The 13,249-nt window shown below is 69.6% G+C and carries 9 protein-coding genes; 8 read left to right on the plus strand and 1 reads right to left on the minus strand.

Annotation, left to right across the window (positions count from 1 at the left end):
* The first annotated feature begins 160 nt into the window (after window positions 1–160).
* On the plus strand, window positions 161–991 hold the full coding sequence (locus ACWC97_RS26235) for a DUF4184 family protein (protein WP_450651905.1): 831 nt from the start codon (window positions 161–163) through the stop codon (window positions 989–991).
* Between the two features lie 32 nt (window positions 992–1,023).
* Here the strand turns inward: ACWC97_RS26235 and polA are convergent, their stop codons facing one another.
* Window positions 1,024–3,735: a DNA polymerase I gene (gene polA / locus ACWC97_RS26240; RefSeq protein ID WP_352274979.1), complete on the minus strand. Its 2,712-nt coding sequence runs from the start codon at window positions 3,733–3,735 to the stop codon at window positions 1,024–1,026.
* Window positions 3,736–3,931: 196 nt separating this feature from the next.
* On the opposite strand from polA, the gene ACWC97_RS26245 reads away from it, so the two are divergent.
* The 7 genes from ACWC97_RS26245 to ACWC97_RS26275 all read left to right on the plus strand — a co-directional run bounded on the left by ACWC97_RS26245 (window position 3,932) and on the right by ACWC97_RS26275 (window position 13,213).
* Window positions 3,932–6,229 carry an FdhF/YdeP family oxidoreductase gene (locus ACWC97_RS26245; RefSeq protein ID WP_450651907.1) on the plus strand — a complete coding sequence of 766 codons (2,298 nt, stop codon included), beginning with the start codon at window positions 3,932–3,934 and terminating at the stop codon, window positions 6,227–6,229.
* Between the two features lie 192 nt (window positions 6,230–6,421).
* Window positions 6,422–6,892 carry a PaaI family thioesterase gene (locus tag ACWC97_RS26250; RefSeq protein WP_450651909.1) on the plus strand — a complete coding sequence of 157 codons (471 nt, stop codon included), beginning with the start codon at window positions 6,422–6,424 and terminating at the stop codon, window positions 6,890–6,892.
* A gap of 666 nt (window positions 6,893–7,558) precedes the next feature.
* Window positions 7,559–8,776, plus strand: coding sequence for a branched-chain amino acid ABC transporter substrate-binding protein (locus ACWC97_RS26255; protein ID WP_352275106.1), 1,218 nt, complete (start codon window positions 7,559–7,561; stop codon window positions 8,774–8,776).
* 102 nt (window positions 8,777–8,878) lie between these two features.
* A complete protein-coding gene (locus ACWC97_RS26260) occupies window positions 8,879–9,808 on the plus strand; it encodes a branched-chain amino acid ABC transporter permease (RefSeq protein ID WP_352274976.1) in 930 nt (309 codons plus the stop codon).
* Between the two features lie 5 nt (window positions 9,809–9,813).
* Complete coding sequence (locus ACWC97_RS26265) at window positions 9,814–11,601, plus strand: branched-chain amino acid ABC transporter permease (protein WP_450651911.1); 1,788 nt, start codon at window positions 9,814–9,816, stop codon at window positions 11,599–11,601.
* A gap of 5 nt (window positions 11,602–11,606) precedes the next feature.
* Window positions 11,607–12,500 carry an ABC transporter ATP-binding protein gene (locus tag ACWC97_RS26270; protein WP_450651952.1) on the plus strand — a complete coding sequence of 298 codons (894 nt, stop codon included), beginning with the start codon at window positions 11,607–11,609 and terminating at the stop codon, window positions 12,498–12,500.
* Entirely contained in the window at window positions 12,497–13,213 is a 717-nt protein-coding gene (locus ACWC97_RS26275) for an ABC transporter ATP-binding protein (protein ID WP_352274973.1), read from the plus strand. Before ACWC97_RS26270 ends, ACWC97_RS26275 begins: the two co-directional genes overlap by 4 nt.
* Window positions 13,214–13,249: the final 36 nt, after the last annotated feature.

Consider the following 13,249-nt stretch of genomic DNA (forward strand, 5'->3'; position numbering starts at 1 on the left):
CGGGTCCGCGCTCCCCTGCGCCGGACTCAGGCGACCCTACGGCAACTCGTACGGCCAAGGCACGGCGCACTGACCGGTTCTTACCTGTTTTTCACGTTCCCGACTGCAAGTTGTACGGCCGTGCCCGGATGCTCCGCACACGTCGCCCATACTTGCCGCCATGCCGTTCACACTCAGTCATGCCGCCGCGGTGCTCCCGGGGATGCGCCGGGACGGGACCGCGCGGGGGCCGCTGTTCGCCTCGGCACTCGTGGCGGGCTCCTTCGCCCCCGATCTGACGTACTTCGCGGACTCCGTGGTTCCCGGCGCCATGGAGTTCGGCGAGGTCACCCACGCGGTATGGGGCGTGCTGACGGTCGATGTGCTGATCGCGGCGGCCGCGGTGGGGATCTGGCTGCTGCTGCGCGACCCCCTGGTGGGGCTGGTGCCGGCGCCCTGGCGGGGGCGGGTGCACGCCTTCGTCCGGGGGCGGCCCGTCGCGCGGGGGCCGCGGGCGGCCGGGTGGTTCGTCCTGTCGGCGGTCCTGGGGGCGGCCACCCATGTCGTCTGGGACGCCTTCACCCATCACGGGCGCTGGGGGGTGCGCCTGGTGCCGGTGCTCGGCGGGAGCATAGGCGGGTACCCGGTGTTCCAGCTGGTGCAGTACGGCAGTTCGGCGGTGGCGCTGGCGGTACTGGGGTGGTTCACGGTCTCGGGGCTGCGGCGGGCCGGGGCGGCGCCGCCGCCCCCGTCCGTGCCGGTGCCGGACCGCCGGGAGCGGTGGGCCGTGGCGGCCCTGCTCGGCGTCTGCGTGCTGCTCGGCACCGCCCACCGGTGCGCGCGCTGGTACGCGTACTTCGGACACCTCGACACCCCGCTGGACATCGTCCCGACCGCCTGCTTCGGCGCCGGGGCGGGGCTGGCCGCGGGCCTGGTGCTGTACGGGGCGTGGGCCCGGCTGCGACGGCCGCGGCACCCCGCCCGGGAGGTCACCGGGCGGGCGGCGGGGTGATCCCCCGGCCCGTCCGGTGACCGCCGCACGGCTCAGTGGGCGGCGGACTCCCAGTCCGTACCGACACCGACCGAGACGTCCAGCGGGGCGCGGAGCCGCACCGCCGTGGACATCTCGTGACGGACGATCTCCTCGACCCGCTCCCGCTCGCCCCCGGCGATCTCCAGGACGATTTCGTCATGGACCTGGAGCAGCATCCGGGACTTCAGCTCCGCCCCGGTCAACGCCCGGTCGACCTGGAGCATGGCGACCTTCACGATGTCGGCGGCCGTGCCCTGGATCGGCGCGTTCAGCGCCATCCGCTCGGCCATCTCGCGGCGCTGCCGGTTGTCGCTGTTGAGGTCGGGGAGGTAGCGGCGGCGGCCGAAGACCGTCTCCGTGTAGCCCGTGGACCGGGCCTCCTCCACCACCCGGTGCAGATAGTCGCGGACCCCGCCGAACCGCTCGAAGTACGTGTCCATCAGGCCACGCGCCTCGGCCGGCTCGATGTTCAGCTGCTGGGAGAGGCCGAACGCGGAGAGCCCGTACGCCAGTCCGTAGCTCATGGCCTTGATCTTGCGGCGCATCTCCGGGTCGACGGCCGACTTGTCGACGCCGAAGACCTGCGAGGCGACCGTGGTGTGCAGGTCCTCGCCGGAGGTGAACGCCTCGATCAGACCGGCGTCCTCGGAGAGGTGGGCCATGACCCGCAACTCGATCTGGCTGTAGTCGGCGGTCATCAGCGTCTCGAAGCCGTCACCGACGACGAAGCCGCGACGGATGGCCCGGCCCTCGTCGGTACGGACCGGGATGTTCTGCAGGTTGGGGTCGGTGGAGGAGAGCCTGCCCGTCGCCGCCACGGTCTGGTTGAACGTGGTGTGGATGCGGCCGTCCGGCGCCACCGTCTTGATCAGGCCCTCGACGGTGACCCGCAGCTTGGCCTGCTCGCGGTGGCGCAGCATGATCACCGGCAGCTCGTGCTCGGTCTGAGCGGCGAGCCAGGCCAGCGCGTCGGCGTCGGTGGTGTACCCGGTCTTCGTCTTCTTCGTCTTCGGCAGGCCCAGCTCACCGAAGAGGACTTCCTGGAGCTGCTTGGGCGAACCGAGGTTGAACTCGTGGCCGACCGCCGCGTGCGCCTCCTTCACCGCCTGCTGCACCGCACCGGCGAACTGCTGCTCCATCCCTTCCAGATGGGCCCGGTCCGCGGCGATGCCGTGCCGCTCCAGACGGGCCAGCAGCGCGGAGGTCGGCAGCTCCATCTCGCGCAGCAGCTTGTCCGCGCCGACCTCGACCAGCCGGGTCGTGAACGCCTCGCCCAGGTCCAGCACCGCGCGGGCCTGCGCCATCAGGGCCTCGGCCTCCGCCCGGTCGTCCGCGCCGAAGGCCAGCTGCCCGTCGGCGGCCGCGGCGGGAGCCAGCTCACGGCCCAGGTACTCGACCGTCAGCGCGTCCAGCGCGAACGACCGGCGGCCGGGCTTGACCAGGTACGCGGCGAGCGCGGTGTCCATCGTGACGCCGTCGACCGACCAGCCGTGCTCGGGGAAGACCCGCATGGCGGCCTTGGCGTTGTGCATGACCTTGGGCCGGTCCGCGGCGGCGATCCAGGCGGCGAACGCCCGCTCGTCGCCCTCGTCGAGCCGGGCCGGGTCGAACCAGGCGGCCGGGCCGTCCGCCGCGGCCAGCGCGATCTCGGTGACCGAGCCGCTGCCCAGCGCCCACGCGTCGACCGTGGCGACACCGAGCGGCTGCCCGCCGTGCTCGGCGAGCCAGCCGGCGAGCTCGCCCGCGCCCAGCACCACACCGTCCAGCTCGACACCCGCGGCCGGCGCCGGGGCCTCGTCCTCGGCCGCCCCCGGGTCGACGGCCAGCAGCCGCTCACGCAGGCTCGGGTTGCGGATCTCCAGGACCTCCAGGACGCCCGCCACGGCCGTACGGTCGTAGGGCGCGCGCTCCAGGTCCTGCGGGGTCTTCGGCAGCTCCACGTCACGGACCATCTCGGTCAGCCGGCGGTTGAGTCGCACCGCGTCGAGATGGTCGCGGAAATTCTGCCCGGCCTTGCCCTTGACCTCCTCGGCCCGCTCGACCAGCTCGTCGAAGGAACCGAACTGGTTGATCCACTTCGCGGCCGTCTTCTCACCGACCCCCGGGATGCCCGGCAGGTTGTCCGACGGGTCACCGCGCAGCGCCGCGAAGTCGGGGTACTGCCGCGGGGAGAGCCCGTACTTCTCCTCGACCTTCGCGGGGGTGAAACGGGTCAGCTCCGAGACGCCCTTGGTCGGGTAGAGAACCGTCACATTGTCCGTGATCAACTGGAAGGAGTCCCGGTCACCGGTGACGATCAGCACCTCGAAACCGGCCGCCTCCGCCTGCGTGGCCAGCGTGGCGATCACATCGTCCGCCTCGAAACCGTCGACCGCGAAACGGTCCACGTGCATCGCGTCCAGCAGCTCGCCGATCAGCTCGACCTGCCCCCGGAACTCGTCGGGCGTCTTGGAGCGGTTCGCCTTGTACTCCGGGAACTCCTCGGAACGCCAGGTCTTGCGGGAGACATCGAACGCCACCGCGAAATGCGTCGGCGCCTCGTCACGCAGCGTGTTCGCGAGCATCGACGCGAAGCCGTACACCGCGTTCGTCGGCTGCCCCGACCCTGTCGTGAAATTCTCCGCAGGCAGCGCAAAGAACGCCCGGTACGCCAGGGAGTGCCCGTCCATCAGGAGCAGGCGCGGTCGGTTGTCTGCCGTCTTCTTCGATGCCGTCTCAGCCACGCCCCCGATCCTGCCACGGACCACTGACATTCCCGACCGACCGGGCTGCGCCGGGCCCCGGACCACCGCCGCCACCGGTTCCGCCCCGTCCGGGCCGCTGCCGCTGTCGGTGCCGCGTGACAGGATCGTAGGAGGAACACGGGCGGCCGCGGCGGGGACCGCACCGCCCCGCAGTCGGCCCGAAGGGGAGCACGCCATGGCCACCAAGCCGCCCACCGGTGACCCGGTCCAGGACGCACCCCGGGTCGGACCGGCCCAGCACGCCGCCGCCGGACTGCCCGCCGTCGCCCACACCCTGCGCGTCGCCCAGCAGCAGATGGGCCTGCGGCGCACCGCGCGCACCCTGCTCAAGGTCAACCAGAAGGACGGCTTCGACTGCCCCGGCTGCGCCTGGCCCGAGGGCGACCGACGACACACGGCCGAATTCTGCGAGAACGGCGCCAAGGCGGTCGCCGAGGAGGCCACGCTCCGCCGGGTCACCCCGGAGTTCTTCGCCGCGCACCCCCTCCCCGACCTCGCCGGACGCAGCGGTTACTGGCTCGGCCAGCAGGGCCGGATCACCCACCCGATGTACCTCCCCGAGGGCGCCGACCGGTACGAGGCGGTGAGCTGGGAGCGCGCCTTCGCGATCATCGCCGAGGAACTGACCGCCCTCGCCTCCCCCGACGAGGCCCTCTTCTACACCTCCGGGCGCACCAGCAACGAGGCCGCGTTCCTGCTCCAGCTGTTCGCCCGCGAGTTCGGCACGAACAACCTCCCCGACTGCTCCAACATGTGCCACGAGTCCTCCGGCTCGGCACTGACGGAGACCATCGGCGTCGGCAAGGGCAGCGTCTCCCTGGAGGACCTCCACCGGGCCGACCTGATCATCGTCGCCGGGCAGAACCCCGGCACGAACCACCCCCGGATGCTCTCCGCCCTGGAGAAGGCCAAGGCCGCCGGAGCGAGGATCATCTCGGTGAACCCGCTCCCCGAGGCCGGCATGGAACGCTTCAAGAACCCCCAGACCCCGCTCGGCCTCGCCCGGGGCACCGCCCTCAACGACCTCTTCCTCCAGATCCGGATCGGCGGCGACCAGGCCCTCTTCCGCCTCCTGAACAAGATGATCCTGGAGACCGGGGGCGCCGTCGACGAGGCCTTCGTACGGGAGCACACCCACGGTTTCGACGAGTTCGCGGCCGCCGCCCGCGCCGCCGACTGGGACGAGACGCTCACCGCCACCGGCCTCGACCGCGAGACGATCGAACAGGCCCTGGCCATGGTCCTCGCCTCCAAGCGCACGATCGTCTGCTGGGCCATGGGCCTCACCCAGCACAAGCACTCCGTGCCGACCATCCGCGAAGTCGTCAACTTCCTGCTGCTGCGGGGGAACATCGGCCGCCCCGGCGCCGGCGTCTGCCCCGTCCGGGGCCACTCCAACGTGCAGGGCGACCGCACCATGGGCATCTTCGAACGCCCCTCCGGCGCCTTCCTCGACGCCCTCGACAAGGAATTCGGCATCACCTCGCCGCGCCACCACGGCTACGACGTCGTCCGCTCCATCCGGGCCCTGCGCGACGGCGACGCCAAGGTCTTCTTCGCCATGGGCGGCAACTTCGTCGCGGCCACCCCCGACACGGCCGTCACGGAGGCCGCGATGCGCCGCGCCCGCCTCACCGTCCACGTCTCCACCAAACTCAACCGCTCGCACACCGTGACCGGCACCCGCGCGCTGATCCTCCCCACACTGGGCCGCACCGACCGGGACGTCCAGGCCGGCGGCAAGCAGTTCGTCACCGTCGAGGACTCCATGAGCATGGTCCACGCCTCGCGCGGCAACCTGCCCCCCGCCAGCCCCCACCTGCTCTCCGAGCCCGCCATCGTCGCCCGGCTCGCCCGCGCCGTGCTCGGCCCCGGATCGGCCACCCCCTGGGAGGAGTTCGAACGGGACTACGCCACGATCCGCGACCGCATCTCCCGCGTCGTCCCCGGCTTCGAGGACTTCAACGCCCGCGTGGCCCGCCCCGGCGGCTTCACCCTCCCGCACGCCCCGCGCGACGAACGCCGCTTCCCCACCGCCACCGGCCGGGCCAACTTCACCGCCGCCCCCGTCGAGTACCCCGAACTGCCCGAAGGCAGGCTGCTGCTGCAGACCCTGCGCTCCCACGACCAGTACAACACCACCATCTACGGCCTCGACGACCGCTACCGGGGCATCCGGGACGGCCGCCGCGTCGTCCTCGTCAACCCCGACGACGCCCGCGCCCTCGCCCTGCCCGACGGCGCCCACACCGACCTCGTCAGCGAGTGGAAGGACGGCGTGGAACGCCGCGCCCCCGGCTTCCGCGTGGTCCACTACCCGACCGCCCGGGGCTGCGCCGCCGCCTACTACCCGGAGACCAACGTGCTGGTCCCCCTGGACTCCACCGCCGACACCAGCAACACCCCGGCCAGCAAGTCCGTCGTCGTCCGCTTCGAGAACACCACGGCGGGCCCGGCGGGCACCACCGCCTGAGACCCGCCGGGAGGACGAGGAGAAGGCCGCCCGCACGGACACCCCCGGTCCGCCGGGGGTGCCGGCGCGTGTCCGGCGGACCGGAAGCGGGCAGGGAGCGATGACACCCCTAAGCGTCCGCTCAGCCGTCTGATAGGAACGACGCACACAGCAGTGATGTCGTGAACCACCGCAGACGATCGGAGCAGGCCCATGGGCGAGCAGACCACTCCCAGGTTCCCCCAGGAGATCATCGACGAGTACGCCGCCCTCGGCGTCGACCTGCCCGCGCTCTTCTCCGCCGGCCACCTCGGCGAACGCATGGGCGTCACCATCGTCGAGGCCTCCGCGGAGCGGGTCATCGGGACCATGCCCGTCGAGGGCAACACCCAGCCGTACGGACTGCTCCACGGCGGCGCCTCCGCCGTACTCGCCGAGACCCTCGGCTCCGTGGGCGCCATGCTCCACGGCGGGGCGTCCAGGCTCGCCGTGGGCGTCGACCTGAACTGCACCCACCACCGCGGAGTGCGCAGCGGGCTCGTGACCGGCACCGCCACCCCCGTGCACCGCGGCCGGTCCACCGCCACGTACGAGATCGCCATCACCGACGAGGCAGGCAAGCGGGTCTGCACGGCCCGCCTCACCTGCATGCTCCGCGACGCCCCGCGCCCCGGCGCCGACTGACCGACCGGAAACACGACCCACCAGAACCCAACACAACGCACCACGCCACACGGCACCCTGCCCGGCCGGAACACAATCCGGCCGGGCAGCGCCATTTCCACCCACAACAGCCCGTACACGCAACGGCGTTGACCACCGAGCACATCAACTCCCTTGACCAGCACCCACGTTGTATGGCCAACTCGGCACGCACACACCACGCCGCGTCCACCCCACCACGAAAAAAGTTACGCTGCGTAGTCAGCATCGGGTCCGCGCACACCCCCACCACTCCCCTCCCGACCCGACCCCGCAGCCACCGGGCACCCCGCCGCACCCACACCCGCCACACCCCGCCCCACCTCGGGCGACAGCACCAAGATCGGCCCAAGCCCCTTAGCAGAGCTGCGCGTTCTCAAAATGCGGTCACTTCACCGTCCGGTAAAAAGACGTACATGTCCGCACAGCCACCTCAAGCCTTGCTCAAGGGCATAACAAGAAAGTCACATCCTGCGGCGGACCCACCCCCGACATACGCACCTGCGCCTAGAGTCACGGCCAGTCACCGCGCCGCCGGGCGCGTCTGCAGCACGGCCCTGTACCACCCAGTACGGCCCGGCGAACGTCACGGCACCTCACGCAGAGGAGGCCGCGCCAGGGAAAGGACCTTTCGTGCGACACCGTTCGTTGTTCATACTCACCGCAGTGCTCACCACCGGAGCACTGACACTCACCGCCTGCGGGTCGCGCGACGACAGCAAGAACGGCAGTGGCAGCGGCGACACCCAGACCGTCGTCATCGGTCTCGACGCCCCCATCACCGGCGACCTGTCCGCCCTCGGCCTCGGCATCAAGAACTCCGCCGACCTCGCGGTCAAGACGGCCAACAAGGAAAACACCGTCCCCGGCATCAAGTTCGAGCTCAAGGCCCTCGACGACCAGGCACAGCCCTCCGTCGGCCAGCAGAACGCCCAGAAGTTCATCGACGACGACAAGGTCGTCGGCGTGGTCGGCCCCCTGAACTCCGGCGTCTCCCAGTCGATGCAGAAGCCGCTCAACGACGCCAGCCTCACCCAGGTCTCCCCCGCCAACACCGGCACCGAACTGACCCAGGGCGAGAACTGGAAGACCGGCGACAAGAAGCGCCCCTTCAAGACCTACTTCCGCACCGCCACCACGGACCAGATCCAGGGCGCCTTCGCCGCGAAGTACCTCTTCAACGACGCGAAGATCAAGCAGGTCTACCTCATCGACGACCAGAAGCCCTACGGCGCCGGTCTCGCCGCCTCCTTCAAGAACACCTTCACCACCCTCGGCGGCAAGATCGTCGGCACCGACCACGTCAACCCCGACGACCGCGACTTCAACGCCGTCGTCACCAAGGTCAAGAAGTCCGGCGCCAAGGCCGTCTACTACGGCGGCGAATACCCCGCCGGCGCACCCCTGAGCCAGCAGCTCAAGGACAGCGTCCAGATCCCCCTCATGGGCGGCGACGGCATGTACAGCGCCGACTTCATCAAGCTCAACAAGAAGGCCCAGGGCGACATCGCCACCTCCGTCGGCAAGCCCGTCGAGGAACTCGACTCCGCCAAGAAGTTCATCGCCGACTACAACGCCGGCGGATACAAGGACGCCTACGAGGCCTACGGCGGCGGCACCTACGACGCCACCTGGTCCATCATCGAAGCCGTCAAGATCGCCGTCGCCGACAACGGCGGCAAGCTCCCCACCGGCGACGACACCCGCACCAAGGTCCTCGCCGCCATGGCCAAGGTCAAGTTCGACGGCGTCACCGGCCCCGTCTCCTTCGACGAATTCGGCGACACCACCAACACCATGATGACCGCCTACCAGGTCGACGGCGGCAAGTGGACCTCCAAGCTCAGCGAGGCCTACAAGCCGTAACCCGCTCCCGGGCCCACGCCTGACACCCACCCCAGACCGCGCGGGAGCGCTACCAGCCTCCCGCGCGGTGCCATATCCGAACCACTCCACGGAGGCCCTGCGGTGCACGAACTGCCGCAACAGCTGGCCAATGGACTCATCCTCGGCGCGATGTACGGACTCATCGCGATCGGCTACACGATGGTCTACGGAATCATCCAGCTCATCAACTTCGCCCACGGCGAGATCTTCATGATCGGAGGCTTCGGAGCTCTCACCGTGTACCTCTGGATGCCGGCCGGCGTCTCCCTCCTCGCAATCATCCCCCTCATGATCATCGGCGGCGTCATATGCTCCGTCGCCATCAGCACCGCCGCCGAGCGCTTCGCCTACCGGCCCCTGCGCAACGCCCCCCGACTCGCCCCCCTGATCACCGCGATCGGACTCTCCCTCGCCCTCCAGCAGGCCATCTGGAAGTGGTACCCGGACGCCAAGAAGGACCGCTCCTTCCCCCAGTTCAAGGGCGACGCGTTCGACATCTTCGGCGCCCACATCCAGCGCGGTGACCTCTTCGTCCTCATCACCGCCCCGATCTGCATGATCGCCCTCGGCCTCTTCGTCTCCAAGACCCGCGCCGGCCGCGGCATGCAGGCCACCAGCCAGGACCCCGACACCGCCAAGCTCATGGGCATCAACACCGACCGCATCATCGTCATGGCCTTCGCCATCGGTGCCGCGTTCGCCGCCGTCGCCGCCGTCGCCTACGGACTCAAGAACGGCCAGATCGGCTTCAAAATGGGCTTCATCATGGGCCTCAAGGCATTCACCGCGGCCGTGCTCGGCGGCATCGGCAACATCTACGGCGCCATGCTCGGCGGAGTCGTCCTCGGCATCGCCGAATCCCTCGCCACCGGCTACATGAGCAACGTCCCCGGCATGGAACTCTTCGGCGGCGGCGCCTGGAAGGACGTATGGGCCTTCGTCCTCCTCATCATCGTCCTGCTGCTGCGCCCCCAGGGCCTGCTCGGCGAACGCGTCGCGGATCGGGCGTGATACGGATGACCACGAACCTCACCACCGCACCCGCCTCCTTCCTGCCGCTCCCCACCCCGGTGGCCCGCGTCGGCACCATCGTCGGCGCCGCCGCCGCGCTCGCCGGCACCTTCCTCGCCTGGACCTGGACCAGCGAATTCCCCGGCGACCTCACCGTCACCGGCTACCCCGGCGGCCTCCAGGTCCTCACCCTCATCAGCGCCGCACTCACCCTGCTCCTCACACTCTCCGGATACGGCATCCGCGGCCTGAACTGGCTCACCCCCGGCGGCACCAACAGCCCCGTACGCCTCCTCGCCCTCGGCACCCTCGGCACCACCGGCTACGCGCTCGGCGCCATCTCCTACGACCTCGGCGGGGTCGTCAACCTGGAGCCCGGCGCCTGGGTCAGCGGCATCGGCTCACTGATCGCCGTCCTCGCCGCCCTCGGCCTCCCCGGCGACCAGCCGGCCGACACCGACGGAACGGGCCCCTGGCAACGCTTCCGCGACAGCCTCCGCGCCCCCCAGGCCCCCCGGGCCAAAGCCCTCCCCTCCTGGGCCGAAATCCTCATCATCGTCGCCGCGTTCGGCATCGGCCTCTACGTCTTCGCCTACGGCATCGACACCGACTACACCGAACTCTTCATCGGCTTCCTCATCACCGTCGCCTTCGCCTTCACCGCACTCCACCGCGCCGGACTCGTCTCCCGCATCACCGCGCTGACCGCGAAGCACCGCAACATCACCCTCGCCGCAGCCCTCGTCGCCGCCGTCTGCTTCCCCTTCACCCAGCAGAAAGAGGAATACGCGCTCATCGGCGCCAACATCCTCATCTTCGGCACCGTCGCACTCGGCCTCAACGTCGTCGTCGGCCTCGCCGGCCTCCTCGACCTCGGATACGTCGCCTTCCTCGGCGTCGGCGCCTACGCCGCCGCCCTGGTCTCCGGCTCCACCATGTCGGCCATCGGCGTCGAATTCCCCTTCTGGGCCGCAGTCCTCACCGGCGCCGGAGCCTCACTCATCTTCGGCGTACTCATCGGCGCACCCACCCTCCGACTACGCGGCGACTACCTCGCCATCGTCACCCTCGGCTTCGGAGAGATCTTCCGCCTCACCGTCAACAACCTCAACGGCAACAGCGGACCCGACCTCACCAACGGCTCCCAAGGCATCCCCAGCATCCCCGACCTCAACTTCTTCGGCTTCGACTTCGGCCTCAAGCACAACATCCTCGGCTTCGACCTCGGCAGGTCCGCCAACTACTACCTGCTGATGCTCGTCTTCACCGCCGTCGTCGTCCTCGTCTTCCGCCGCTCCGGAGAATCCCGCATCGGCCGCGCCTGGGTCGCCATCCGCGAAGACGAAACCGCCGCCACCGCCATGGGCATCAACGCCTTCCGGCTCAAGCTGCTCGCCTTCGCCCTCGGCGCCACCCTCGCCGGACTCGCCGGAACCGTCCAGGCCCACGTCAACTACACCGTCACACCCGAGCAGTACCAGTTCGCCGGCTCCGTACCCCCGAACTCCGCCTTCCTCCTCGCCGCCGTCATCCTCGGCGGCATGGGCACCCTCAGCGGACCCCTCGTCGGCGCCGCACTCCTCTACCTCATCCCGGCCAAGCTCCAGTTCATGCAGGACTACCAACTCTTCCTCTTCGGCATCGCACTCATCCTCCTGATGCGACTGCGCCCCGAAGGACTGGTCGCCGACCGCCGCAAGCAACTCGAATTCCACGAGAACGACGAGCCCGACGTACCCGAACCACGGCAGTCCGAAGAAACCGGCGCCGGCATCACCAAGGCGGGGGCGTGACCACCATGACCACCACCACACCCGTCCTCGAAGCCAACGGCGTCACCATGCGCTTCGGCGGCCTCACCGCCGTACGCAACGTCGACTTCACCGTCAACACGGGCGAGATCGTCGGCCTCATCGGCCCCAACGGCGCCGGCAAGACCACCTTCTTCAACTGCCTCACCGGCCTCTACGTCCCCACCGAGGGCAAGGTCAGCTACAAAGGCACCGTCCTGCCGCCCAAACCCCACCTCGTCACCCAGGCAGGCATCGCCCGCACCTTCCAGAACATCCGGCTCTTCGCCAACATGACCGTCCTGGAAAACGTCCTCGTCGGACGCCACACCAGGACCAAGGAAGGCCTCTGGTCCGCCCTCCTCCGCCTCCCCGGCTTCACCCGCGCCGAACAGGCCAGCCGCGAACACGCCATGGAACTCCTGGAGTTCATCGGCCTCCAGGACAAGGCCGACCACCTCGCGCGCAACCTCCCCTACGGAGACCAGCGCAAACTGGAGATCGCCCGCGCCCTCGCCAGCGACCCCGGACTCCTCCTCCTCGACGAGCCCACCGCAGGCATGAACCCGCAGGAGACCCGCGTCACCGAAGAGCTCATCTTCGCCATCCGGGACAAGGGCATCGCCGTACTCGTCATCGAGCACGACATGCGGTTCATCTTCAACCTCTGCGACCGCGTCGCCGTACTCGTCCAGGGCGAAAAACTCGTCGAAGGCACCGCCGACGTCGTCCAGAGCGACGAACGCGTCGTCGCCGCCTACCTCGGCACCCCCTTCGAAGGCGCCCCCGGCGCCGAAGAAGCCGCCGAGGTCCAGGCCGCCGAAGCCCACGCCGAAGCCGACGCCAAGGGCACCGCCAAAACCACCACCAGCACCAGCACAGAGGAGGAGGACACCCGATGACCGCACTGCTCGAGGTCGAGGACCTCCGCGTCGCCTACGGCAAGATCGAAGCCGTCAAGGGCATCTCCTTCACCGTCGAAGCCGGCCAGATCGTCACCCTCATCGGCACCAACGGCGCCGGCAAGACCACCACCCTGCGCACCCTCTCCGGCCTCCTCAAACCAGCCGGCGGCCGCATCACCTTCGACGGCAAACCCCTCAACGACGTCCCCGCCCACAAGGTCGTCGCCCTCGGCCTGGCCCACTCCCCCGAGGGCCGCCACATCTTCCCCCGCCTCACCATCACCGAAAACCTCCAACTCGGCGCCTACCTCCGCAACGACAAAGCAGGCATCGAAAAAGACATCCAGCGCGCCTACGACCTCTTCCCCATCCTCGGAGAACGCCGCAAACAAGCCGCCGGCACCCTCTCCGGCGGCGAACAGCAAATGCTCGCCATGGGCCGCGCCCTCATGTGCCAGCCCAAACTCCTGATGCTCGACGAACCCTCCATGGGCCTCTCCCCGATCATGATGCAGAAGATCATGGAGACCATCGTCGAACTCAAGGCCCAGGGCACCACCATCCTGCTCGTCGAACAGAACGCCCAAGCCGCGCTCTCCCTCGCCGACCAGGGCCACGTCATGGAAGTCGGAAAGATCGTCCTCTCCGGCACCGGAGCCGACCTCCTCCACGACGAATCCGTCCGCAAGGCCTACCTCGGCGAAGACTGACACCAACAGAGAAGGCCCGCGCCCCGGACAACCGGG

The organism is Streptomyces sp. NPDC001108, from assembly GCF_053598535.1.

Bases quoted from the DNA above. Each gene is read 5' to 3' on its own strand.
- ACWC97_RS26235 (WP_450651905.1), top strand. From the start codon at position 161: ATGCCGTTCACACTCAGTCATGCCGCCGCGGTGCTCCCGGGGATGCGC.
- ACWC97_RS26245 (WP_450651907.1), top strand. From the start codon at position 3,932: ATGGCCACCAAGCCGCCCACCGGTGACCCGGTCCAGGACGCACCCCGG.
- ACWC97_RS26250 (WP_450651909.1), top strand. From the start codon at position 6,422: ATGGGCGAGCAGACCACTCCCAGGTTCCCCCAGGAGATCATCGACGAG.
- ACWC97_RS26265 (WP_450651911.1), top strand. From the start codon at position 9,814: ATGACCACGAACCTCACCACCGCACCCGCCTCCTTCCTGCCGCTCCCC.
- ACWC97_RS26270 (WP_450651952.1), top strand. From the start codon at position 11,607: ATGACCACCACCACACCCGTCCTCGAAGCCAACGGCGTCACCATGCGC.
- ACWC97_RS26275 (WP_352274973.1), top strand. From the start codon at position 12,497: ATGACCGCACTGCTCGAGGTCGAGGACCTCCGCGTCGCCTACGGCAAG.